This window comes from Ancalomicrobiaceae bacterium S20 (assembly GCA_040269895.1).
Classification (GTDB): domain Bacteria; phylum Pseudomonadota; class Alphaproteobacteria; order Rhizobiales; family Ancalomicrobiaceae; genus Methyloraptor; species Methyloraptor flagellatus.
On the sequence record CP158568.1, the window covers coordinates 4,833,550 to 4,857,910 of the forward strand.

Below are 24,361 nucleotides of genomic sequence, written 5' to 3' on the forward strand. Positions count from 1 at the left end.
GGCGCGTCAGATTGCTGTAAGGCGTTTGGCAAGCCACTGATTTGGCACGCTGAATTCATGAGGAATCCCCCGCGTGACCGGCGCCGTGAATTATGACGGTCCGACACGAAATTTTCGCTTGCGAAGGGGGGTGAATAGCCCTATCTACCGCTTGCCCAATTTCGCACGTGCCTGTGGCCGCGTGCCGGTTGGCGACACCCGAGGGACAAGAGGCCCGGAGGTCGCCAGGGCAACCGGCAGCCGGAGATAAAACCGGCGCACCTCGTGTCTCACACGGGGGACGTGGCTTAAAGCAACGACGTAGAGGGCTTTTTTGGTCTCTGTCGGCTTTCCAACAGCCGGCGACGCTAAAGAGGCAACTACTTCCTTGCCGGGCGTGCGGTGCGGGTCTCCCGTTCCAATCCATGGCACCAATGTTCGGGTCGTTTTCGGCTCGTGATCGCGCTTTTCCGAGGCCTTCTCGGTTTGCCGCTCGCGAGGTCAATTCGTCTCGAAGGGTCCGCGTTCCTTAACGCGGGTTCGGGTCGGTTCACGCCGGCTCGTCGGGTGCATCGTATTGCAATCCCGCCGTCTCCATCGCGGCGTGAGGGCACGACGACGCTCCCCGATGCATCCCGTCTTCGGCCCGGTTTCGACCGGATCGACGATCGGGGCAACGCCCGTCCTTCCGCCCGGCCTGCCGGGCAGGGGTCCAGAGCCGAGAGGTGAGGGTCCCGAGGCGACGGGGATGACCGAACGCCGGAGTTCGCTCCGGCATTGAACCCCGCAAGGGTTCGCTTGGCTGCCGAGGGGAGATCCCGCCGATGACCGCCCGTATCCGTGAATTCCTGCGCGACCGACGTCCCGAGGGTCCCTGCCTGGTGGTCGACCTCGACGTGGTGCGTCGCAAGTATCTCTCCTTCGCCCGCACCATGCCCGACACCCGCATCTTCTATGCGGTGAAGGCGAACCCGGCGCCGGAGATCCTCAAGGCGCTGGCCGAGCTCGGCTCCTGCTTCGATACCGCGTCGGTGGCCGAGATGCAGATGGCCTTCGCCGCCGGCGCGACCGCCGACCGCATCTCCTTCGGCAACACGATCAAGAAGGAGCGCGACATCGCCACCGCTTATGCGATGGGCGTGCGCCTCTATGCGGTCGACTGCGAGGCCGAGGTCGAGAAGATCGCCCGCGTGGCGCCCGGCTCGAAGGTGTTCTGCCGCATCCTGTCGGATGGCGCCGACGCGGAATGGCCGCTGTCGCGCAAGTTCGGCTGCGATCCGGAGATGGCGCCGTCGGTGCTCGAGCATGCGCATCGTCTCGGCCTCGAGGCCTATGGCGTGTCGTTCCACGTCGGCAGCCAGCAGCGCAACACCAAGGCCTGGGACGCGGCCCTGGCGGCGGCTGCCGGCATCTTCCGGGAGATGGCCGAGCGCGGCATCCGCCTGAAGATGGTCAATCTCGGCGGCGGCTTCCCGACCAAGTACCTCAACGAGGTGCCGTCGGTCGAAGCCTACGGCCAGGCCATCACCGACTCGATCCTGGCCCACTTCGGCAACGATCTGCCGGAGACCATCATCGAGCCGGGCCGCGGCATGGTCGGCGAGGCGGGCGTGATCAAGGCGGAGGTCGTGCTGATCTCCAAGAAGAGCGCCGACGATCAGGTGCGCTGGGTCTATCTCGACATCGGCAAGTTCGGCGGTCTCGCCGAGACGATGGACGAGGCGATCCGCTACCCGATCCTGACCGAGCGCGACGGCGACGCGATGGAGCCCTGCATCATCGCCGGCCCGACCTGCGATTCGGTCGACGTGCTGTACGAGAAGACCCCGTATGCTCTGCCGATCTCGCTCGAGATCGGCGACGAGGTCCTGATCACCGGCACGGGCGCCTATACGACCACCTACTCGGCGGTCGCCTTCAACGGCTTCGATCCGCTGAAGGCCTATGTGATCTGATCGGCGGGGCGACCTTCTGATCCGATCCGTTCGCGGCGGCCCGGTTCCCGCGAAGCTCCGTACCGGATGCATGCCGGTCGAGCCCGGCCGCCGCGTCTCTCTCTTCCCCCGTATCCATCCGGGGCCCGGCTCGCGAGCCGGGTTCGACGCAACGCCGGTGGGCCTCTGGCTCGCCGGGTTTTGTCACCTCGTCTGGGCTTCGCCCGGGAGGGTCCGACCGATGATCGTGTTCTCGCATGAGGCGCGGGCCGATGTGGCCGCGCGTGAAGATCTGCTCGACCGCTGCTTCGGCGCGGCGCGTTTCGAAAAGTCGTCCGAGCGGCTGCGCGAAGGCCGGCTCGCGGCCGAAGGTCTCGCCTTCGTCGCGCATGCCGCGGACGATTTCGCCGTGTTCGGCGACGAGCCCGCCGAGGGCCGTCTCGTCGGCACCGTGCGGCTGTGGCACGTCGCCATCGGCGGCGGAGCCGATGGCGGTGAAGGCGACGGCCGGCCGGCGCTGATGCTCGGCCCGCTCGCGGTCGACGAGGCGCATCGCAAGGACGGCATCGGTGCCAAGCTGATGCGCCGCGCGATCGCCGAGGCGACGTTGCGCGGTCACACCGCAATCATCCTGGTCGGCGACCCGGAATATTACGAGCGCTTCGGCTTCTCGGCCCGCGGGCTCGAAGCCGTCGCGATGCCGGGCGCCTTCGAGCGCCGGCGTCTGCTCGGGCTCGAGCTCATCCCGGGGCGCTCGACGGCGCGGCCGGTATCTTGCGCGCGACCGGCGCCGTTGCGCTGCCGGCGGCTGTGCCGGCTGTCGTACGGCGGTCGGAAAAGGCCGATATCGTCGCGGAATTCCGCCTCGCCGGTTGATCCGGGACACACATCCGGCTAAGGGGCGCGGGGCGTGACGACCCGCGCCCTTTTCCGTGATGTGAGCATCCCGGCCATCCGGCCCCGCTTCCCCCTCACACAAACTGCTTCGGAGTGGACCCGCATGACCAGCACCTGGCCCGTCTATCACGAGATCACCGGCCCGATCGTCATGATCGGCTTCGGATCGATCGGCAAAGGCACGCTGCCGCTGATCGAGCGCCACTTCAAGTTCGACAAGAAGCGGCTGACCGTGATCGATCCCTTCGACGGGGACCGGAAGCTGGTCGACGACCGCGGCTATCGCTTCGTCCACCAGGCGGTGACCAAGGACAATTACCGCGAGCTGCTCACCACCTTCCTGACCGAGGGCGAGGGCACGGGCTTCTGCGTGAACCTGTCGGTCGACACCTCGTCGCTCGACATCATGAAGCTCTGCCGCGAGCTCGGCGTCCCCTATATCGACACGGTGGTCGAGCCGTGGACCGGTTTCTATTTCGATACGAGCAAGGGCCCGGAGGCGCGGTCGAACTACGCGCTGCGCGAGACCGTGCTCGAGGAGAAGCGCCGGTCGCCGGGCGGCACCACGGCGGTCTCCTGCTGCGGCGCCAATCCGGGCATGGTGTCCTGGTTCGTCAAGAAGGCGCTGGTCGACGTCGCCGGCGGGCTCGGCCTGTCGTTCGAGAAGCCGACCAGCCGCGACGGCTGGGCGAAGCTGATGGCGCGCGTCGGCGTCAAGGGCATCCACATCGCCGAGCGCGACACCCAGCGTGCCAAGGCGCCGAAGCCGATGGGCGTGTTCGTCAACACCTGGTCCGTCGAGGGCTTCGTTTCGGAGGGCAACCAGCCGGCCGAGCTCGGCTGGGGCACGGCCGAGACCTGGATGCCGGCGAACGCCAAGACCCACGAGACCGGCTGCAAGGCCGCGATCTACCTGATGCAGCCGGGCGCCAACACGCGGGTGCGCTCCTGGTGCCCGACCCCGGGCCCGCAGTACGGCTTCCTCGTTACCCACAACGAGGCGATCTCGATCGCCGACTTCTTCACGGTCGGCGACAAGGACAAGCCGGAGTTCCGGCCGACCTGCCACTATGCCTACCATCCGGCCAACGACGCGGTGCTGTCGCTGCACGAGATGTTCGGCAATGGCGGCAAGCAGCAGAAGACCAGCCACATCCTTGACGAGAACGAGATCGTTGACGGCATCGACGAGCTCGGCGTGCTGCTCTACGGCCACGGCAAGAACGCCTATTGGTTCGGTTCGCAGCTGTCGATCGAAGAGACGCGTCTGCTCGCGCCGTACCAGAACGCCACCGGCCTGCAGGTGTCGTCCGCCGTGCTCGCCGGCATGGTCTGGGCTCTCGACAATCCGAACGCCGGCATCGTCGAGGCCGACGAGATGGACTACGAGCGCTGCCTCGAGGTTCAGTCGCCGTATCTCGGCCCGGTCAAGGGCTACTACACCGACTGGACGCCGCTGACCGATCGGCAGAGCCTGTTCCCGGAAGAACTCGACACGGCCAATCCCTGGTCGTTCAAGAACATTCTGGTGCGCTGACCGATCGCGTCACCCCGCGATCTGCCGATCATTGTCGACACGAGGGCCGGATCCGTTCCGGCCCTTGTTTTTTCGCAAGGTCGGCGGAAAGGCGCGCTGAACGAGCGCCGACAGGCGGCATGGACGTCTAAAGTAATATACTGACATTCCAAAACGGCAAAATTTACGCCGGATTTACGCTGGTGGAGCAACGTCGGGCCATGCCCCATCGTCTTGGGGAATGTCCTCTGATGGCAGCGTTTCCGATGAAATCACTCTCCGTGACCACCAAGCTCGCCGGCGTCCTCGGCGCGATGCTCGTCCTGATCGGTCTCTTCGCTGCCGAACGCCTGTGGTACGCGGCGACGCTGCGCGGCGTGGTGGCGCAGATGTATCGCGCGCAGGTCGGCACCTCCGGCATCGAGAAGATCAACGGCCTCGTCTATGCCGTGGTGATGGACAGCCGCGGCATCTACATGTCGGCGGACGTCACGGGCGTCAAGAAGTTCGGCGACCTCATGAAGGTCAGCCTCGACAAGCTTCAAAAGGCGTCGGCCGAGCTCGACGAGGCGATCGACGGGCCGGAGCAGGCGACCTACGAGGCCTTTGCCAAGCGGGTGCAGGAGTTCCGGACCTTCCGGCTCGAGATGCTGCGGCGCGGGCTCGAGATCGCGCCGGCGGCGGCGCGCGAATACGGCGACAACGACGCCAACCGGACCGTGCGCACTGCGCTCAACAAGGATCTCGAACGCTTCGCCAGTGCCTTCGCGGAGAAGTCGCGCGGGCTCGACGAGGAGGTGCGCGGCATCGAAAGGCGCGGTCAGGTCGTCATGCTCGGCCTGTTTGCCGCCGCGTTGGCGACGATCGCCGGCGGCATCGTTCTGGTGCGCCGCGGTGTCAGCCGCCCGATCAACGATCTGGGCGACGCGATGAGGACCATCGCGGAGGGCAGGACCAACGCCGCTGTACCGCACACCGACCGTGGCGACGAACTGGGCACCATGGCCCGGGCCGTCGAAGTGTTCCGCGATGCGGTGCGCTCGTCCGGCGAGCTGTCCGAGCGCCTGAAGGCGGAGGCCGAGGCGCGGCAGGGCCGGCAGAATACGCGCGACGCGGCCGTCGCCGCGTTCAACGCCGAGGCGCAGACCCTGCTCGCCGATCTGGTCGGCTTCGCGGATCAGGTGCGCGGTTCGGCGCGCGGGCAGATCCGGATGGCCGAAACGGTTTCGTCGAGCCTCGGCTCGACCGCGGATGCCTCGCGTCAGACCGCCGACAACGTTCAGACAGTGGCGGCGGCGGCCGAAGAGCTCTCGGCCTCGGTGCAGGAGATCAACCGTCGGGTCGACGAGGCGGCCGGCGCGGCGCGCGATGCGGTCAGCGCGGCCGAGCGGTCCTCGACCACGGCGCAGGGGCTCGACGTCTCGGCGGCGCGGATCGGCGACGTCGTCAGCATGATCCAGCAGATCGCCGAACAGACCAACCTCCTCGCGCTCAATGCCACGATCGAGGCGGCGCGGGCCGGCGAGGCGGGGCGCGGCTTCGCGATCGTCGCGCAGGAGGTCAAGGCGCTGGCCAACCAGACGGCGCGCGCCACCGAGGACATCTCCGAGCAGATCGTCGCCATGCAGAGCACGACGCGGGTCACGGTCGACGCGATCCGCGAGATCCGCTCGCGCATCGACGCGATCGACGGCATCACCGTCACGGTGGTCGAGGCGATCGAGGAGCAGGGGGCGGCCACGTCCGAGATCGCCCGCAACGTCGCGCATGCGGCGGCGGCCTCGAACGAGGTCGCGCAGGGTATCGAGACCGTCGATGCATCGGCCTCGGAGACCATGCAGGCGGCGCAGAGCCTCGTGTCGCTCGCCGACGAACTCGGCGAGCGGGTCGGAGGCTTCAAGGCCCGGGTCGAGACCTTCCTCGGCCAGCTCCGGGTCGGGTGATCGAAAACCTCAGACGCGCCGCGCCGCGAGCTTGCGGGCGCGGCGCCGCTTCCAGCCGACGCGGGTCGCCTCCGATGCGAACAGGCCCGCGAGCACGCCGGCGCCGGCCGCGACCGCGCCTTCGAGCGTGACGGGGATCGCGGGCTCGAAGGCCCTCCAGGCGCCCGCGGCCAGATCCGGATCGAAGTCGACCACCAGTTCCGCGAGCCGCGCGAACGGGCCGCCGCTCTCGAAGGCGGTCATCTGGCGGGCGAGCCGGTCGCGGCGATCGATCACGATGCGCATGTCGGCGCCGCGATCACGCGCGAGCGGATCGGGGTTGGTCTCGAGCCGGCCGATCGCGGCCTGCGGCTCCAGCCCTTGCCGTCGCGCGTCCGCCGTGAAGCGCTGCACGATCGCCTCCAGCTCGTCGAGCGCGCCGCCGAGGCGCTGCCGATACTGCTGGGCGAATTCCGGCGCCTGGCTCAGCGTCAGGCCGAGCAGCAGGGCGGGGATGAAATAGAAGATCCGCGCGAGCGCGAGCATTCGGGTCTCCTGCGTTCGAGGCGCATGGTCGCCCGTCCGCCGGCGTAAGGCAAACGGTGGCGCGCCCGATGCGCCGACGGCGAGACGGCATGTCGCGCACCGCTGGTCCAACGCCGTCGACATGAACGCGTTCGAAAGCGGTGGGATGACGGCCCCGCCATAGCAGGCGGCCGGCCGCCGATCCGCTCCGGCGGTTTCAGGCGCGGATGTCGATCGTGCCGGCTTCGCCGGTCTCGGTGCCGAAGGCGATGCGGAAGCCGTCCTTGTCCCAGGCGAGCGCGGTGACCGGAGCGGTCGCCGGCGGGCGGAACACGACCTCGGCCATGTCGGCGATGCGGACCGCCATGATCAGGCCGTCCTCGTAGCCGATCGCGCAGACGTCCTCGCTCGGGTGGCAGGCGACGCGCGAGGCGAGCTTGGCGTAGGGGCCGAGCTGCAGCGGCGGCTTGCCCATCGGGCCGTCCTTGGTCATGAACGGCCACAGGATCGCGGCATTGGCGCCGGCCGTGGCGAGATAGCGGCCCTTGGCACTCCACGAGACCGACTTCACCTTCGAGGGATAGCCGGTCATGCGCATGTGCTTGCCGTCCTCGATGCGCCAGCCGTGCAAAGCCGGCTCCTGCATCGTCGTGACGAGAAATTTGCCGTCCGGCGACACGGTCGCGCCGGTATGGGCGCCGGCCCATTCGAGATCGACCGGCGCGCCCTTGGCCGTGACCCAGAGCAGGCGGGCCTTGTCGACGGTGGCGGTGGCGAGGCGCAGGCCCTTGGGCAGGAAGGCGACGCCGCCCACCGCCTTCTCGTGCGGGAACTCCTCGATCCGGCCGTCGGCGAGCCGCACCCAGGCGACGCGGCCGGCGGCAAAGGCGATCGCGCCCTGCGGCCCGAGCGCGAGCTGGTCGATCCACTTGCCGGTCTTCTCGGCCAGGACCTCCATACTGCCGTCGGGGCGGGTCGCGACGACGCGGCCGTCGTCGCCGGTCGTCACCAGCCGGCCGGCGTCGGCGTCGAGGGCGGCCGCGAGGATGCCGCCGTCGTGGGCATCGACGGCGGTGACGGTTCCGTCCGGCGCGACGATCTTCACCGCGCCATCGGCGAGCGCATAGATCGCGGCCTCGCCGAGGAAGCCGGCGGCGACGACATAGGCATCGAATGAAACCGGATCGAGCTTGGGCACGGGATCAATCTTCCTGAGGTTTTGCTCCGAACCGTCGACCGGTTGGGCGGCCATGGCGCGGGCGAACGGGGCTTGCGGGAACCGGGATCAGGCGGTGGGCACCAGCAGTTCGCGGGCGAGGATCTGCCAGCTCGCCGCGTCGGGGGCGAGCAGCAGGCCGCCGTCGGTGTGGCTCGGCAGATAGGGCGAGCCGTCGAACCGGGCCGAATAGCCGCCGGCCTCGCGGTGGATCAGCCAGCCGGGGGCGTGGTCCCAGGGCATGAGCTTGGCGAACAGCAGCGTGTGGGCGCGGCCGGAGGCGACCAGCCGGTATTCGTGGCCGGCGCAGCGATAGGCGCCGCAGGCGCCGAACTTCGCGGCGTTGCGCGCGACCGTCGTGCGCAGCGGATCGGCGAGCCAGGAGAACGACAGCGCCGCGACCATCTCGGCGAGCGGACCGGCGGGCGCGACCTTCAGCGGCTCGCGGACACCGTCGGCGCTCTCGGTCCAGGCGCCGCCGTCGCGGAGCGCGACCGAGACGCTGTCGATGATCGGGTCGAGGATCACGGCTCCGACGATCTCGCCCTTGACGATCGCGGCGGCCATGACCGCGAACAGCGGCAGGCCGGCGGCGAAGTTCCAGGTGCCATCGACCGGGTCGACCACGAAGGCCAGTTCCGCGTCGGCGATGCGGCCGAGCAACGAGCGGTCCTGCTCGGTCGCTTCTTCGCCGACCACGACGCAGCCGGGGAAACGCGCGGTGAGCGCGGCCGTGATGCGCCGCTCGGCCGCCTCGTCGGCGTCGGTGACGAGATCGAGCGCCGAGCTCTTCTGGCGGATGCCGCCGGCGCCGAGCCGGCGGAAGCGCGGCAGGATTTCCGCGCGCGCCGCGTCCTTGAGGATGGCGACGAGGGCGGCGAGGTCGTCACGGGAGAAGGCGGTCGGCAAGGCTGGGCTCCGGAAGAGGCAGGCTCCGGGCAAGGCGGATGCGCGGACCGGGTGGTCCGCACGTTCGCTGCGGGACTGCGGCGCGTCAGGCCCTACAGGCCTCGAAGCCCTTCTTCAAGCCCGCCCAATCGAGATCGCGGCCGATGAAGACGATACGGCTCCGGCGCGGCTCGTCGGCCTTCCATTCGCGCTGATGGTCGCCCTCGACGATCTGGTGCACGCCCTGGACGACATAGCGCTCCGGATCGTCCTTGAACGCCATGATACCCTTGAGCCGCAGGATGTTCGGCCCCTGCGTCTGAGTCTCCTGACCGATCCAGTCGAAGAACTTCTGCGGGTCGAGATCGCCGGCCTCCAGGCTGATCGAGCGGACCTCGTCGTCGTGGCGATGGTTGTCCTCGGTCAGGAAGGTCGGCTCGACCGACAGGATGCGATTGAGGTCGAAGGCGCCGCGATCGAGCACCTCGCCGAGATCGACCTTGCAGCGCTCGGTCTCGATCACGCGGGCATAGGGATTGATCGCGCGGATCTCGGCGCGGACGCGCTTGAGGTCGTCGGCCGAGACCAGATCGACCTTGTTCAGCAGGATCACGTCGGCGAAGGCGACCTGATCCTCGGCCTCGGGGCTGTCGTCGAGCCGCTTGGCGAGGTTCAGCGCATCGACCACGGTCACGATCGCGTCGAGCCGGGTCTTGGCGCGGACGTCGTCGTCCATGAAGAAGGTCTGGGCGACCGGCGCCGGATCGGCGAGGCCGGTGGTTTCGATCAGGATCGCGTCGAAGCGGCCCTTGCGCTTCATCAGACCGTCGATGATGCGGACGAGGTCGCCGCGCACGGTGCAGCAGATGCAGCCGTTGTTCATCTGGAAGATTTCCTCGTCGGTGTCGACGACGAGGTCGTTGTCGATGCCGGTCTCGCCGAACTCATTGACGATGACCGCGTATTTCTTGCCGTGGTCCTCGGTCAGAATGCGGTTCAGGAGCGTGGTCTTGCCGGCGCCGAGATAGCCGGTCAGCACGGTGACGGGAATGGGGGCGGCAGCCTGGCTCATGGCGCGGAACTCCATCTCAAAAAAGGGGGGCCCGGCCACGGGGTGAGCCGTGGCCGGGCGAAAACTGCTCTTCGAGGTCGATGGGGACCGGATGGGGCGTCAGGCACCCACCATCGCCGCGGTGAGCAGTTTCACGTTGTGGCGGACCATATCGATATAGGTGGCCGCCGGTCCAGTTGCAGGAGACAAGCTGTCGGAGAAGATCGCTCCGCCCGGCTTGACGCCCGATTCCTTGGCGATCCGGTTGATCAGACGCGGATCGGTGATGGTCTCGACGAAGATCGCGCGGATCTTCTCGGCCTTGATCTGACGGATCAGCTTGGCGACGTTCTTGGCGGTCGCCTCGGCCTCGGTCGAGACACCCTGCGGGGCCAGGAACTCTATGCCGTAGGCGGCGCCGAAGTAGCCGAAGGCGTCGTGCGAGGTGATCACGCGGCGCTGCTCGGCCGGGACCTTCTCGAAGGCGGCGCGGGTGTCGGCCTCGAGCTTGTCGAGCTTCTCGAGATAGGCGCTGGCGTTGGCCTTGTAGGTGTCCGCGCCGGCCGGGTCGTTGGCGACCAGGGCATCGCGGATGTTGCCGACGTAGATCTTGGCGTTGGCGATCGACTGCCAGGCGTGCGGGTCGGTCACCATCTTCGGCGCGTCGGCCTTGGCTTCGGCCTTCTTCTTGTCGGCGCCGTGGTCGTGGTCGTGACCTTCGTCCTCGGCCTCCATCTCGCGCGGCGTGATGCCCTTGGTCGAGACGATGATCGGGGCCTTGGTGCCGGAGGCCTTCAGGAGCCGATCGAACCAGCCCTCGAGGCCGAGGCCGTTGACGAAGACGACCTTGGCGCCGGCGATCGCCTTCGCGTCGGCCGGGGTCGGATTGTAGACGTGGGCGTCGCCGCCAGGGGCGACGAGCGTCTTCACGGCGACGCGGTCGCCGCCGACCTGAGCGACGAGGTCGCCGAGGATCGAGAAGGTGGCGACCACGGGCATGCGATCCGCGGCCAGCGCGGCGCGCGGCGCGGCGAAGCCGAGGAGGGCGGCGAGGCCGGCGGCGGCCAGGGCGTATCTGCGGGTCATCGTCATGAGATTTCCGTCCTTTGGGGAAGCGGGCCGAAACGCCCGGGTTCGGGTCTCTGCTATGCGGTCGATCGACGTTCAAAAACTCGCGAAGAAGCTCATCCGGGCCGGCGGTTGCCGGTCAGGCTGGTCGGGTTCGGTGCCGCGCCTCGCGGAGGGAGAGGCGCGGCGTCAGGCTTCCAGATGGCGGCGGCGTCCGAGATCGCGGGCAAGACCGCCCGCGCGTCCGAACACCAGGGAAATCATGTAGATCACGCCGGCGACCAGGATGATCGACGGGCCTGCGGGCAGGCTCTCGTGGTAGGAGACGATCAGCCCGCCGTAAGAGGAGGCGATGCCGAAGCCGGCGGCGACCACGCAGAGCGCGGTCAGGTCGGAGACCCAGAGCCGCGCGGCGGCGGCCGGCAGCATCATGATGCCGACGGCGAGCAGCGTGCCGAGCGCATGGAAACCGCCGACCAGGTTCAGCACCACCAGCGTCATGAACACGAGGTGCACCGCGGCGCCCGAGCGACTGACCGAACGCAGGAAGTTCGGGTCGATGCAGTCCAGCACCAGCGGGCGCAGGATCACCGCGAAGGCGAACAGCGTGACGGTCGCGATGCCGGCGATCAGCAGCAGCGCCTGATCGTCGAGCGCCAGCACCGAGCCGAACAGCACGTGCAGCAGGTCGACGTTCGAGCCCTTGGTCGACACGATGGTCACGCCGAGCGCGAGCGACAGCAGGTAGAAGGCCGCCAGACTGGCATCCTCCTTGAGGATGGTCGTGCGGGCGACCGCGCCGGCGCCGACCGCAACCGCGATGCCGGCGGCGAGTCCGCCGATGGTCATCGCCGGCAGCGACAGGCCGGCGACCAGATAGCCGAGCGCGGCGCCGGGCAGGATCGCATGGGCCATGGCGTCGCCCGTGAGCGACATGCGCCTGAGCATCAGGAACACGCCGGCCGGGGCGGCGCCGAGCGCCAGCGCGATCGCGCCGATCAGCGCGCGGCGCATGAATTCGAATTCGGCGAAGGGGGCGAAGAACGTGTCCCAGATCATCGCGCCCTCACGCCGCATCGCGCGCGCAGAGCGGCGCGGTCCGGTCGAATGCCTCGACCATCCGGCGCGCGGCGGCGAGGTTTTCCGGGGTGACCACATCGCGGGTCGGGCCCCAGGCGACGGTCTCGCGGGCGAGCAGGATCGTCTCGGGGAAGGCATGGCGGACGGTGTCGAGATCGTGCAGGACCGCGACGACCGTGCGCTTCTCCGCGTGCCAGTGCGCGACCAGATCGAGGAGATCGGCGGTGGTCTTGGTGTCGATGGCGTTGAACGGCTCGTCGAGCAGGATCACCGAGGCATCCTGCAGCAGCAGGCGCGCGAACAGCGTGCGCTGCATCTGGCCGCCCGACAGCGTGCCGATGGCGCGGCGCTCGAAGCCTTCGAGGCCGACGGCGGCGAGCGCTTCGGAGATCCGGGTATGGTCGCCGCGGCCGAAGCCGCGGAACAGACCACAGCGGCGCCACAGGCCCATGGCGACGAAATCATAGACCGACAACGGGAACGAGCGGTCGATCTCGGCGAGCTGCGGCAGGTAGGCGATCTCGCGCTGGTCGAGATTGTCGAGCACGATGCGACCGGTGAGCGGCTTCAGCGTGCCCATGATGCCCTTGAGTAGCGTCGACTTGCCGGCTCCGTTCGGGCCGACGATCGCGACCAGGCTGCCCGGCGCGATGCGGCCCGACACATGGTGGACGGCCGGATGGCGGTCATAGCCGAGGGTCAGATTGTCGAAGCCGATCGCGGCGTCGCGGGGGCGGAGCGTGTTCATTGGCAACATCCTCACGCCATGGCCCAATAGACGCCGGCCCAGATCAGAGCCGAGAGACAAGCCGCGACCGCGAGCCTGGCGCCGAGCGACATGCGCAGCATCGACAGGGCCGGCGGCGCGGCGAGCGCGGACTTGTCGGCGGACGCTGCCGGGCCGTGGTCATGCGCGTGTCCGTGGTCATGCGCGTGCCCGTGGTGGTGCGCATGTCCGTGATGGTGTGCATGAGACGCATGTCCGGTCGACCCGCCGTGCCGGTGCGCGGACCCGTCCTGCGCTTCGGCGATGGACGGGGCGTGGGCATGCTCGGCACGGGACATCGGAACTCCAGATCTCGGCTCAGGGCACATGCGGTGCCTCGATTGCTTTGGATGTTATATCGTAACACCTGCCATGGCAAGGCTCGGGTTCCGAGGCGGTCCGGCGACTGTCCTCACGTTCCTGTGTGTCACTCTGCAACGTGATCGGCATTGCGATCGGCCCGGCTGGGGCGCGGTGCGGCCCGTGCGGATGCGGCGCGGCGTACCGCTCGGGTCGGACAATGAAGCCAACGCTTGATCGGATTTCGCCGCTGTGACGTATGTGGGCGGAAACCCCGCGTCGGTGCGGCGCTCCGGACCTCGCCCGGTCCGGAGCCGGCCGCGCCGCCCCTGCCGATACGGATCAGAGCCTTGACCTTGCCCGCCGCGCCTTCCGATGCCGCCCGAGCGGCCGACTACCGCACGATCCGCCTGCCGTCCGACCATCCGCGTGTCGCCGCCGGCAAGGTCGGCGTGCTCATCGTGGCGCTCGGTACGCCCGACGGTACCGACTACTGGTCGATGCGCCGCTATCTGAAGGAGTTCCTGTCCGACCGCCGCGTCATCGAGACGCCGCGCTGGCTCTGGTGGCCGCTCCTGAACCTGATCATCCTGACCACGCGGCCGGGTCGGAAGGGCAAGGACTACGCGACGATCTGGAACAACGAGCGCAACGAGGGGCCGCTGCGGACCATCACGCGTTCGCAGGCGGAAAAGCTCGCCGCCCGTCTGGCGCCGAGCTCGGACAAGGTCGTGGTCGACTATGCGATGCGCTACGGCCAGCCCTCGGTCGCCTCGCGCATGCAGGCGCTGCAGCAGGCCGGCTGCGAGCGCATCCTCGTGTTCCCGCTCTATCCGCAATATGCTGCGGCGACGATGGCCACCGTCAACGACGTCGTGTTCGACGCCCTGAAGGCGATGCGCTGGCAGCCGGCGATCCGCACCGTGCCGCCCTATCACGACGACCCGGTCTATATCGACGCGATCGCGGCGAGCGTGCGGGCGAGCCTCGGCACGATCGACTGGGAGCCCGAGGTCATTCTGTCCTCGTTCCACGGCATCCCGAAGTCCTATTTCGAGAAGGGCGACCCCTACCATTGCCAATGCGCCAAGACGGCGCGGCTGGTGCGCGAGGTGCTCGGCCAGGACCGCGAGACGTTCAAGATGACGTTCCAGTCGCGGTTCGGACCCGAGGAGTGGCTGCAGCCCTACACCGACAAGACGGTCGAGGCGCTGGCGAAGTCCGGCGTGAAACGCATGGCGGTGGTGACGCCCGGCTTCACCGCCGACTGCCTGGAGACGCTGGAGGAGATCGCCGGCGAGAACGCCGAGATCTTTCACCACAACGGCGGCGAGAAGTTCCACTTCATCCCCTGCCTCAACGACTCGGATCTCGGCATGGACGTGATCGAGCATGTCGTGCGGCGGGAATTGATGGGGTGGGTGTGAGGGGAGGGCCGAGCGCCGTTGTTCGACAGGGATATTCGCGATACGATCATTGAATATTCATCCTGTGTCCGGGAGGGCGTCATGCCGCTCTACATCAGGGACGATGCCGTCGATGCGCTCGCGGTCGAAGTTCAGAAAGCGACCGGCGCGCCCAACAAGACCGAGGCGGTGCGGCGCGCGCTGGCGAACGAACTGGCGCGCGCGCGGGACGAGGTACCGCTGCGGGAGCGGATCAGAGTGATCCAAGACGCGATCAAGGCCCGACGCGGGCCCCATGATCCCAAAGTCGACATGAAGGCGTTCATGGACGAGATGTGGGAACTCTGATGTTCCTGGACGCCTCCGCGATCATCGCGATCCTCGACGACGAGCCCGAGGCGGCCGGCTTCCTCGCGAAGATCGAAGCCTCTCCCACGCCGATCACCTGTTCGGCGACCGCGGTGTTCGAAGCCGCGATCGGGCTCGCGAGGATCGAAGCGCGCAGCCTCGGGCTCGTCGATCGACCGATGCCTCCGGAGCTGATCGACCGCGCGAAACGGGACGTCGAGCGATTTCTCGAAGCCGTCGGCGCGCGGGCGATCGTTATCGACCTCGCGCTCGGCGCTGCCGCAATCGACGCGGCACGGACCTATGGGCGCTTTGTCGGCCATCCCGCACGGCTCAATTTCGGCGACTGTTTCGCTTACGCCTGTGCAAAGGGCACCGGCGTGCCGCTCTTGTTCAAGGGCGAGGATTTCGGCTCGACCGACGTCGAGATCGCCTGATTGGCCCTCGCGGTCACCGCGACATGTCCCCCTCCCGACAAACTCCCGAAACATGCCTCGGCTAGCTCCGTTGCGGCCGGTCGCCCGCGCGCCTACCTTCTCCTCGGGCGGTCGGCCGGACCGCAACGAGGGAGTTTTCCCATGGGCTTCGCCGTCTCTGGCTTCGACATTGTCGTCGTGGTCGTCGTCCTGCTCGCCATCCTGGTGTTCTTCGCCGGCGTGAAGACGGTGCCGCAAGGCTATAACTGGACCGTCGAGCGCTTCGGCCGCTACACGCGGACGCTGAAGCCTGGCCTCAATGTGATCACGCCCTTTGTCGAAGGGGTCGGCGCCAAGCTCTCCATGATGGAGACGGTGCTCGACGTGCCGCAGCAGGAGGTGATCACCAAGGACAACGCCACGGTCCGGGTCGACGGCGTGGCGTTCTTCCAGGTGCTCGACGCGGCGCGCGCGGCCTACGAGGTTCAAAATCTCGAATCGGCGATCCTCAACATCACAATGACCAACATCCGCACGGTCATGGGTTCGATGGATCTCGACCAGCTCCTGTCGCACCGCGACGACATCAACGGCCGGCTGCTGCATGTCGTCGACGCCGCGGCTTCCGCCTGGGGTGTGAAGATCAACCGCATCGAGATCAAGGACATCATCCCGCCGGCCGATCTGGTCGCCTCGATGGGGCGGCAGATGAAGGCCGAGCGCGACAAGCGCGCGGCGATCCTCGAAGCCGAAGGCCTGCGCCAGTCGGAGATCCTGCGCGCCGAGGGCCAGAAGCAGGCGCAAATTCTCGAAGCCGAAGGCCGGCGCGAGGCGGCGTTCCGCGATGCCGAGGCACGCGAACGCCTCGCCGAGGCCGAGGCCAAGGCGACCCAGCTCGTCTCGGTCGCCATCGCGCAGGGCGACGTGCAGGCGATCAACTATTTCGTCGCCCAGAAATACGTCGAGGCGCTGAAGGATCTCGCCTCTGCGCCGAACCAGAAGGTGCTGATGATGCCGGTCGATGCGACCTCTGTGCTCGGTTCGATCGCGGGCATCGCCGAGATCGCCAAGTCGTCGTTCGGCGATGGTACCGAGCGTCCGGCGCGCCGGCCGGGTGGCATGCCGAACATCGGCGGCTGACGCCAATCACCGGGGGGCACCCATGGGGCTGATCGAGACGGCATTTACACAATACGGCGCCTGGAGCTGGTGGGTGCTCGGGCTCGCGCTGCTTGCGCTTGAGGTGCTGGCTCCAGGTGCTTTCTTTCTCTGGTTCGGTATTGCTGCGTTCGTCGTGGGCGCATTGGCATTCGCCGTGACCTTGTCCTGGCAAACGTCGACGCTGATCTGGATCGGCTTGACGATCGTTTTCCTGCTCTACACTTGGGTGCCGTGGCGCAGACGTGATCGCCTCCATGAGACGCGGGACGTCAATGAACGGTCGCGGCGCTACATCGGGCGCGTATTCACGCTCGCCGAGCCAATTGTGGAGAACTCGGGACGGCTCTCGATCGATGATACGATTTGGCGAATATCCGGCCCGGACTTGCCAGCAGGCGCGCGGGTGAGGATTTCAGGCGCTGACGGCGCGGTCCTGAAAGTCGACAGCGCGACCTGATTGGGCGCAGATCGATGCGGTCGTTCTGTCGAACTCCGTGTCTTCACGCCACGCCGGCGCGCAGCAGGTCGTGCATGTGGATGATGCCGACCGGCTTTTCGTTCTCGACCACCATCAGCGCGGTGATCGCCGAGGCGTTCAGCGTCTCCAGCGCGCTGGCGAGCAGCATGTCGGGCCGGATGGTCTTCGGGCCCGGCGTCATGATGTCCTCGACGCGGTGGGCGAGCAGGTGGTCGCCGAGGTGGCGGCGCAAGTCGCCGTCGGTGACGATGCCGACCAGCCGGCCGGCCGGGTCGGTGACGCCGACGCAGCCGAAGCCCTGCCGGCTCATCTGCACGATCGCTTCCTTCATCGATGTGCCGAGCGGCGCGAGCGGCACCGAATCCCCGACATGCATGACGTCGCGGACCAGCTTCAGGCTGGCGCCGAGCTTGCCGCCCGGATGGAAGACGCGGAAATCCTGCGCGGTGAAGCCGCGGCTTTCGAGCAGCGCGATGGCGAGCGCATCGCCGAGCGCGAGCTGTACGACCGACGAGGTGGTCGGCGCCAGCCCGTGCGGACAGGCCTCGGGGACGTCGGGCATCTCGAGGATCAGGTCGGCCGAGCGGCCGAGCGTCGAATCGGCCCGCGAGGTGAAGGCGACCAGCGGCACGCGGAAGCGGCGCGTGTAGGCGAGGATCGCCGCGAGCTCGTTCGACTCGCCCGACCACGACAGCGCGATCACGACATCGTCCGGCGTGATCATGCCGAGGTCGCCGTGGCTCGCCTCGCTCGGATGGACGAAATAGGCCGGCGTGCCGGTCGAGGCCATGGTCGCGGCGATCTTGCGGCAGACATGGCCGCTCTTGCCGATGCCCGTGATGATGACGCGGCCGCTCGCCTCGTGGATCAGCCGGACCGCCGAGGCGAGGGCTATGCCGAGAGGGCCGGCGAGCGCCGCGCTGAGCAGATCCAGGCCGTGGGCCTCCGCAGTGATGGTGCGAATGGCGGATGCGACCGATTCCTGGTCGAGCGGCGCTCTCAACGTCATCTTGCGGTCTCTCGTTCACATCTTCGGGGCGCGGACGGCCCGCCGGAACGCGACGGGCGGCCTCGGGCCGGTCGCTGGTCCAACTCCGGGAGGCGGGGCCGGATCGGGGCCGCGGATGCGGAAATGCATCCGTCAGGCCGGGTCGCGATCCCCGGAAGGCCGTTACTAGCACGCGTGGCCGGGGTGGGCCACCCCTTGCACGGCGACGGGCGGCGGCCCGGCGGGGCACACGGCAGGGGCGCACGCGTCCGGGCGCGTGGCGATCGCAAGCAATCGTTAACCATCCGCATTTACCTTTCGGCAAGAAACGAGGCGGGCGGCGTCGGTCGTGGGGACCTGCGCCGATCATCCCGCAGCCACAGAGGGACGATGCAGCGGCCGGATCGCGCTTCGACGGCGAAGGGACGAGACCGGGCGGGCCGAGGCGGCCGGCCGGGGGCTTCCTTGCGCCCCGACGCATGGTGGCGCGCCTCGTCGATCGCGATCGTGTCGATCGCCGTCGTGGTCGCCGGTGCCGCCCTGGCGGAGGCCCAGTCGACGGGTGACGGCTCCTCGCTCCTGCGCGGCTCGTCGACCGCGAAGGGCAGGACGAGCGCGCGTCCGGGAACGACCGCGGCGCCCGCCGCCGCTCCGGTCCCGGTCCAGTGGATCGGTCCCAATCCAGCCGCCTCGCTCGACTCCCCGAACGTGCTCGACGAGCCGGTGCCGCCGGCTCTCGGCGCCGATGCGCTCGGCGATCCGGTCGCCGGGCCGACGCCGTCCCGGCCGCCGGCCCGGACCAACGGTGCTCGTGGGAGCACGGCGGCGGGGGCGACGGGCGCCGCGGTTGGGAGCACAGGCACTGCCACGACCGGCACGACGCCGCTCGTGACCGGCAGCACCGGACCGGTCACGCCGCGCACGCCGTTGCGGGCGACCCAGCCGGTGCCGCGCGATTCGCGCCTGGACCCTTACGCCGAGGACAGCGTCGACGAGGGCTACCAGCCGCTCGGGCTCCGGACCGGTGGCTTCACCTGGTATCCGGCGGTCGAAGCGTCGGCGGGCTACGCGAGCAACATCCCCGGCAGGGCCGGCGGCGAGGCCGGCGCGCTACTCCGGGTGGCGCCGGAGATCACCGGCCAGTCGGACTGGTCGCGCCATGCGCTATCGTTCGACCTGCGCGGCAGTTACACGAACTATCCGCAGTACACGGTCTACGACCAGCCGAGCTTCCAGGGCACGGTGCGCGGCCGGGTCGATCTCTCGGACGAGATGCGGATGGACCTGCGCGGCGGCTATGCGCTCGGCCGGGAGCAGGCGTCGAGCGCCAACAACCCCGCCAATACGCTGGTGCCGGCGACGGTACAGACGCTGACCGGCTCGGTCGGGCTCACCCGCGACGTCGGCCTGTTCGCACTGACACTGCGCGGCGACGTCGCGCGCGGCACCTATTCGGGTGGTGAGCTGGTCGGCGGCGGCTCGCTCGGCGTGATCAACCGCGACAACACCCAGGTCATCGGCGCGCTGCGGGTCACCTACAACGCCTCGGAGGCGCTGAAGCCCTTCGTCGAGGGCCAGCTCACCAGCCGCACCTACGATCAGGCCGTGATCAACGGCGACGATCGAAACTCGACCGGCTACATCCTGAAAGGCGGCGTCACGACCGATCTCGGTCCGCTGCTGCGCGGCGAGATCTCCGCCGGCTACGGCGTCGAGCGACCGCGCTCGGCGTCGCTGTCGGAGCTGCGCGGGCTGGTCGTCGACGGATCGCTGGTCTGGTCGCCGACCCGGCTGACCAAGGTGACGCTGACCGCCTCGACCGCCTTCGAGCCGTCGACGGTCTCCGGCGTCAGCGGCAGTGTCGCCGACACGGTCGGCGTGACGCTCGAGCAGTCGCTCCGGCGCGATCTGACGGCTCAGATCGGCGGGCAGTTCCTGACCCGCACCTACACGGCCACCGCGATGCCCAACGAGTACGATCTCAAGGCGACGACCGGTTTGACCTACAAGTTCAACCGCAACGTCCAGGTCTTCGTGCGCGGCGAGTTCGAGCGCTTCATGCGCGTCGGCGGTTCGGGCGACTACGATTCCGAGACGGTCTACGCCGGCGTGCGGCTGCAGCGCTGAAGGCTCCGGATCAGCGGGGGCCGAGCAGGATCACCGCGGCGCCGAGCAGGCAGAGGCCGGCGCCGGCCGTGTCCCAACGATCGGGTGAGACGCCCTCGACCAGCGCCATCCAGCCGAGCGAGGCGACGATGTAGACGCCGCCATAGGCGGCGAAGGTCCGTCCGGCGGCCGCCTGGTCGACCCGGGTCAGCAGCCAGGCGAACAGGGCGAGCGAGGCGAGACCCGGCAGCGCGAGCCATCCCGAACGGCCGAGGCGCAGCCAGGCCCAGAAGGCGAAGCAGCCACCGATCTCGGCGAGCGCGGCGGCGACATAGAGGACGCCGGTGTGCCAGACGGATTGCATGCCGGCGGTTCCCCCCCCCATTAAACGGAACGAGCGCCGCGGGGGCCGCGGCGCTCGTCGGAGGATAGCAGAGCCGGCGTGCCGATCAGTGCGCCTTCAGATGCGCCTCGATCTCACGGCGGAACTCGTCGCCGAGCCCGTCACGGTCGAGACCGTAGACGAGGTTCGCCATCAGGAAGCCGATCTTCGAGCCGCAGTCGTAGGTCGTGCCGTCGAACTTGACCGACCAGAACCGGTCCTTGTCCATGAGCCGCAGCATGGCGTCGGTGAGCTGGATCTCGCCGCCGGCGCCCCGCTCATGGCGGCCGAGATGCGAGAAGATCTCCGGCGACAGGATGTAGCGGCCCGAAATGTAGAGGTTCGACGGCGCGGTGCCCTTCGGCGGCTTCTCGACCATTCCGGTGATGGCGCGGGCGTTGCCGCGCGTCTCGCCGACGCCGACGATGCCGTACTGATGGGCGAGCGCCGGATCGCACTCCTCGACCGCGATGACATTGCCGCCGGTCTCGGCGTAGACGTCCATCATCTGCGCGAGGCAGCCCTTTTCGCGGCCGCGCATGATCATGTCCGGCAGCAGGATCGCGAAGGGCTCGTCGCCGACGATGTCGCGCGCGCACCAGATCGCGTGACCGAGGCCGAGCGGCTCCTGCTGGCGGGTGAAGCTCGCCCAGCCGGGCGGCATGCGGCTCCGCTCGACGATGCCGAGTTCGGAGGTCTTGCCGCGCGCGGCGAGCGTCGCCTCGAGCTCGTAGGCGATGTCGAAATGGTCCTCGATCACGGCCTTGTTGCGGCCCGTGACGAACACGAAGTGCTCGATGCCGGCCTCGCGGGCCTCCTCGACGATGTATTGGATCACCGGCTTGTCGACGACGGTGAGCATTTCCTTCGGAACGGACTTGGTGGCGGGCAGGAACCGGGTGCCGAGACCGGCGACGGGGAGAACGGCTTTGCGGATCTTCTTGGGCATCGGAGGGTCCTGACTATCCCTTATTCGAGCTGAAACGTCTCAATTCCGCTGAACTGAACGCGACCTGCCTGTCCTGCATCACGTCATGTCGACAGCGATGTTCGACGATGGTCGTTTTCTATCAGCGTGGAGTTGAATGCCGCGTGAACGGCCGTGGTCGCGCTGCGTTTACGCCGTCTTAACCATGCTTGTCCTCACTCGTTCCATGGGCGATCCTGAAAGAGGCGCGTTGGCGCCGCCTTTCACCTGCAGCCAAGCGGCTCGGGGTCCGGATCGACAGGGCGCGGGACCTCGTCCCGCTTGCGTCCGGCGGTGCGCGAGAGGTCGATGATGGCTCATGGGGTTCGAGATCTGCCTCCTTCCCGCGACGCGATCGCGGTCCTGACGCGGCGCGGTCTCCTCGGCGTCGGCGTCGGTGGTCTGGCGAGCGCCTTGATCGGCGGCGCGCCGGTGCTGGCGCAGGAAAACACGATGCCTTGGGAGCAGTGGGTCACGGCGTTCCGCGCCGCGGCGCTCGCGCGCGGCATCTCGGCGCCGACCTATGACCGGGTGATGCGATCGATCCAGCCGGACGTCGAGGTCTACAAGTTCGACAAGGCGCAGCCGGAGACCCAAGAGCCGATCTGGCGCTACATGAACCGGCGGGTCAACGACTGGCGCATCGAGACCGGCAAGGCGCGGATCCGCGATTTCGCGCCGCTGTTCGACCGGATCGAGCGCACCTATGGCGTCGATCGCTATATGCTCTGTGCCTTGTGGGGCATGGAATCGGCCTATGGCGACGTCGTCGTCAACATGAAGTGGATGCGCCCGGTCATGCCGGCACTCGCCGCCCTCGCCTGGGGCGAGGCGCGCCGGCGCCGCTACTGGGAGACCGAGCTGCTCAACGCGCTGGTGATCGTCAACCGCGGCTGGTCCACCCCCGAGGAGATGATCGGCTCCTGGGCCGGCGCGATGGGCCATACCCAGTGGATGCCGGAAGTCTGGCTCAACATGGGCGTCGATTTCGACGGCGACGGCAAGGTCAGCCCGTTCGGCAAGCCGGACGACGCGCTCGCCGGCACCGCGCGCTACCTCATGGAGCGCGGCAAGTTCCGGCGCGGCGAGACCTGGGGCTACGAGGTCGGCCTGCCGCCCGGTTTCGATGTCGGTCTGGCCGATGGCCGGACCTGGCGCTCGCTTGGCGAATGGTCGGCCTTCGGCGTGCGTCGCATCACCGGCGATGCCTTCCCGCGGCCGGCCGACAAGGCGCGGCTGTGGATGCCGGCCGGGGCCAAGGGGCCGGTCATCGCGCTGGTCGCGAATTTCTTCGCGATCCGCTCCTACAACCCGTCCAACAAATATGCGCTGGCGATCGGCCATCTCGCCGACCGGATCCGCGGCGGCGGCCCGTTCGTCACGCCCTGGCCGACCGACGAGCGGCAATTGTCGCTCGCCGAGGTGCAGGAGATCCAGGTCAAGCTCACGCAAGCCGGCTACGACACCGGCGGCGTCGATGGCCGCATCGGCGAGAAGACGCAGACCGCGATCCAGGCTTGGCAGCGCGCGGTCGGCATGATCCCGCCCGACGGCTTTCCGTCGGATGCGGTTCTCAAGCGGCTCCGGGGCGGGTAAGGTCGCGCGGCGTCGCGAGGCCCGGAGCGGGCCGCGACCCCCGGAAGCGCGGCCGGCCGCGATCCGGTCCAGCGCGACGGACCGCGGCGGCGCCGCGGTCATGGAGGCCCGATGATCCGACCCGCCGCCGCCTTGTCGCGTCCTGCGAACGGCCGATGCGCCGCGCTCCTGCGCGCCGCGCTGGTCGTGCTGGCTGTCGTGTTGGTCCAGGTCGCCGGCGCGGCGCCGGCCGCCGCGCAGACCGATCCGGTCACCGGGTTCTTCCGCTTCCTGTTCGGGGGCCAGCGCCAGCCGGAGACGGTCCCGCAACCGATCCCGCTGCAGCCGATGCCGAGCAAGCCGAAAGCGCCGGCCGAGCCGAAGATCGTCGAGGTGCCGAAGCTGCCCAATGCGCAGGTCGTGCTGGTGATCGGCGATATCGAGGCCCGCGATCTCGCCAACGGCCTGCAGATGGCCTTCGCCGATGTGCCGTCGATCGCGATCGTCAACAAGTCGCGCAACGCCTCGGGCCTGACGCGCGAGAACGAGGGCGAGTGGAGCACGCTCGCGCCCAAGGTGCTCGCCGACAACAAGGCCGATTTCATCGTCGTGATGCTCGGCGTCAACGACAAGCAGACGATTCCGGTCGCCGGGCAGAAGGCGCTCGAGACCGGCTCCGAGGCGTGGGAGCAGACCTATCGGGAGCGGCTCCGGAAGCTCGTCGAGCAGATCAAGGCGACCGGCAAGCCGTTCTTCTGGGTCGGCCTGCCGCCCACGGCGGACCCGGACCTCCGGCCGAGCGCTCGCGCGGAATACGCCTCGTTCCTGTCGAACCTGAACACCTGGTACAAGCCGGCAGTCGAGGGCGCCGGCGGGCAGTTCATCGACATCTGGAACGCCTTCGCCGACGACGGCGGCCATTTCACCCCGACCGGACCGGATGTCGACGGTCAGGTGAAGCGGCTGCGCTCGTCGGATGGCGTGCTGTTCACGCGCGCCGGCCAGCGCAAGCTCGCCTTCTTCGTCGAGCAGGAGATCCGCAAGATCATGCGCGGCGAGATGCCGGTCGAGCCGACGACGCCAGAGACGACCGTGCAGCCGAAGGGTGACGAGGCCATGCTCGCCGCGCCGCCGCCGCTGCCGCCCGCCCCTGGCGCAAGGTCGGGCCGGTGCTGCCGCTCGATGCAGGGGCCGAGGCCGACGGCGATCTCGCCGGCGCGCCGGCGCGTGGTCCGGTGCGCGAGACCATGCCCGGCGGCTATCCGATCACGGAGACGCCGCTCTATCGCCGGCTGGTGAAGGGCGAGGCGATCGACGCGCCGACCGGCCGGGTCGACGACTTCAGTCGCTGAGCTCTCTTACCGGCACCGGAGCGTCGCCCACCGCTCGCCG

22 protein-coding genes and 1 pseudogene are annotated in these 24,361 nt (G+C 68.6%); 12 read left to right on the plus strand and 11 right to left on the minus strand.

The window, feature by feature from the left end; all coding sequences use genetic code 11:
• Positions 1–794: 794 nt before the first annotated feature.
• From ABS361_21835 to ABS361_21850, 4 genes and pseudogenes are all read left to right on the plus strand, one after another.
• Positions 795–1,934: a type III PLP-dependent enzyme gene (locus ABS361_21835; GenBank protein ID XBY46983.1), complete on the plus strand. Its 1,140-nt coding sequence runs from the start codon at positions 795–797 to the stop codon at positions 1,932–1,934.
• Between the two features lie 220 nt (positions 1,935–2,154).
• Positions 2,155–2,789: pseudogene (locus ABS361_21840) on the plus strand (N-acetyltransferase).
• A 124-nt stretch (positions 2,790–2,913) separates the two neighbouring features.
• Positions 2,914–4,347, plus strand: coding sequence for a homospermidine synthase (locus tag ABS361_21845; GenBank protein ID XBY44606.1), 1,434 nt, complete (start codon positions 2,914–2,916; stop codon positions 4,345–4,347).
• A 245-nt stretch (positions 4,348–4,592) separates the two neighbouring features.
• The gene (locus ABS361_21850) at positions 4,593–6,269 is read left to right on the plus strand and encodes a methyl-accepting chemotaxis protein (GenBank protein XBY44607.1); all 1,677 of its coding nucleotides are present in this window, start codon (positions 4,593–4,595) and stop codon (positions 6,267–6,269) included.
• Between the two features lie 9 nt (positions 6,270–6,278).
• Here ABS361_21850 and ABS361_21855 read toward each other — a convergent pair whose 3' ends face one another.
• The 8 genes from ABS361_21855 to ABS361_21890 form a co-directional block, all read right to left on the minus strand.
• Positions 6,279–6,794, minus strand: a complete 516-nt coding sequence (locus ABS361_21855) for a DUF2937 family protein (GenBank protein ID XBY44608.1) — start codon at positions 6,792–6,794, stop codon at positions 6,279–6,281.
• 196 nt (positions 6,795–6,990) lie between these two features.
• Positions 6,991–7,971, minus strand: coding sequence for a WD40 repeat domain-containing protein (locus ABS361_21860; protein XBY44609.1), 981 nt, complete (start codon positions 7,969–7,971; stop codon positions 6,991–6,993).
• An 87-nt stretch (positions 7,972–8,058) separates the two neighbouring features.
• A complete protein-coding gene (locus ABS361_21865) occupies positions 8,059–8,898 on the minus strand; it encodes an inositol monophosphatase family protein (protein XBY44610.1) in 840 nt (279 codons plus the stop codon).
• Between the two features lie 85 nt (positions 8,899–8,983).
• Positions 8,984–9,949: a GTP-binding protein gene (locus tag ABS361_21870; protein XBY44611.1), complete on the minus strand. Its 966-nt coding sequence runs from the start codon at positions 9,947–9,949 to the stop codon at positions 8,984–8,986.
• A 99-nt stretch (positions 9,950–10,048) separates the two neighbouring features.
• Positions 10,049–11,014, minus strand: coding sequence for a metal ABC transporter substrate-binding protein (locus ABS361_21875; GenBank protein ID XBY44612.1), 966 nt, complete (start codon positions 11,012–11,014; stop codon positions 10,049–10,051).
• 171 nt (positions 11,015–11,185) lie between these two features.
• A complete protein-coding gene (locus tag ABS361_21880) occupies positions 11,186–12,055 on the minus strand; it encodes a metal ABC transporter permease (GenBank protein ID XBY44613.1) in 870 nt (289 codons plus the stop codon).
• 7 nt (positions 12,056–12,062) lie between these two features.
• Positions 12,063–12,824 (minus strand): zinc ABC transporter ATP-binding protein AztA, encoded by a 762-nt coding sequence (gene aztA, locus ABS361_21885; protein ID XBY44614.1) that lies wholly within the window; start codon positions 12,822–12,824, stop codon positions 12,063–12,065.
• 11 nt (positions 12,825–12,835) lie between these two features.
• The gene (locus ABS361_21890) at positions 12,836–13,141 is read right to left on the minus strand and encodes a hypothetical protein (GenBank protein ID XBY44615.1); all 306 of its coding nucleotides are present in this window, start codon (positions 13,139–13,141) and stop codon (positions 12,836–12,838) included.
• Between the two features lie 357 nt (positions 13,142–13,498).
• On the opposite strand from ABS361_21890, the gene hemH reads away from it, so the two are divergent.
• The 5 genes from hemH to ABS361_21915 all read left to right on the plus strand — a co-directional run bounded on the left by hemH (position 13,499) and on the right by ABS361_21915 (position 16,930).
• On the plus strand, positions 13,499–14,569 hold the full coding sequence (gene hemH, locus ABS361_21895; protein ID XBY46984.1) for a ferrochelatase: 1,071 nt from the start codon (positions 13,499–13,501) through the stop codon (positions 14,567–14,569).
• 81 nt (positions 14,570–14,650) lie between these two features.
• Complete coding sequence (locus tag ABS361_21900) at positions 14,651–14,896, plus strand: type II toxin-antitoxin system VapB family antitoxin (protein XBY44616.1); 246 nt, start codon at positions 14,651–14,653, stop codon at positions 14,894–14,896.
• Positions 14,896–15,333 (plus strand): type II toxin-antitoxin system VapC family toxin, encoded by a 438-nt coding sequence (locus ABS361_21905; GenBank protein ID XBY44617.1) that lies wholly within the window; start codon positions 14,896–14,898, stop codon positions 15,331–15,333. Before ABS361_21900 ends, ABS361_21905 begins: the two co-directional genes overlap by 1 nt.
• Before the next feature lie 141 nt (positions 15,334–15,474).
• A complete protein-coding gene (locus tag ABS361_21910; protein XBY44618.1) occupies positions 15,475–16,452 on the plus strand; it encodes an SPFH domain-containing protein in 978 nt (325 codons plus the stop codon).
• A 22-nt stretch (positions 16,453–16,474) separates the two neighbouring features.
• A complete protein-coding gene (locus tag ABS361_21915; protein XBY44619.1) occupies positions 16,475–16,930 on the plus strand; it encodes an NfeD family protein in 456 nt (151 codons plus the stop codon).
• A gap of 43 nt (positions 16,931–16,973) precedes the next feature.
• Here the strand turns inward: ABS361_21915 and ABS361_21920 are convergent, their stop codons facing one another.
• A complete protein-coding gene (locus ABS361_21920; protein XBY44620.1) occupies positions 16,974–17,960 on the minus strand; it encodes a KpsF/GutQ family sugar-phosphate isomerase in 987 nt (328 codons plus the stop codon).
• Positions 17,961–18,404: 444 nt separating this feature from the next.
• Here ABS361_21920 and ABS361_21925 point away from each other — a divergent pair, with 444 nt between their 5' ends.
• Positions 18,405–20,066 (plus strand): outer membrane beta-barrel protein, encoded by a 1,662-nt coding sequence (locus tag ABS361_21925; GenBank protein XBY44621.1) that lies wholly within the window; start codon positions 18,405–18,407, stop codon positions 20,064–20,066.
• A gap of 10 nt (positions 20,067–20,076) precedes the next feature.
• Here the strand turns inward: ABS361_21925 and ABS361_21930 are convergent, their stop codons facing one another.
• Together ABS361_21930 and galU are read right to left on the minus strand one after the other, a co-directional pair.
• A complete protein-coding gene (locus tag ABS361_21930) occupies positions 20,077–20,409 on the minus strand; it encodes a YnfA family protein (GenBank protein ID XBY44622.1) in 333 nt (110 codons plus the stop codon).
• 85 nt (positions 20,410–20,494) lie between these two features.
• Positions 20,495–21,376, minus strand: coding sequence for a UTP--glucose-1-phosphate uridylyltransferase GalU (gene galU, locus ABS361_21935; GenBank protein XBY44623.1), 882 nt, complete (start codon positions 21,374–21,376; stop codon positions 20,495–20,497).
• A 330-nt stretch (positions 21,377–21,706) separates the two neighbouring features.
• On the opposite strand from galU, the gene ABS361_21940 reads away from it, so the two are divergent.
• Together ABS361_21940 and ABS361_21945 are read left to right on the plus strand one after the other, a co-directional pair.
• A complete protein-coding gene (locus tag ABS361_21940) occupies positions 21,707–22,990 on the plus strand; it encodes a lytic murein transglycosylase (GenBank protein XBY44624.1) in 1,284 nt (427 codons plus the stop codon).
• A gap of 111 nt (positions 22,991–23,101) precedes the next feature.
• A complete protein-coding gene (locus ABS361_21945; protein XBY44625.1) occupies positions 23,102–24,268 on the plus strand; it encodes a GDSL-type esterase/lipase family protein in 1,167 nt (388 codons plus the stop codon).
• Positions 24,269–24,361: the final 93 nt, after the last annotated feature.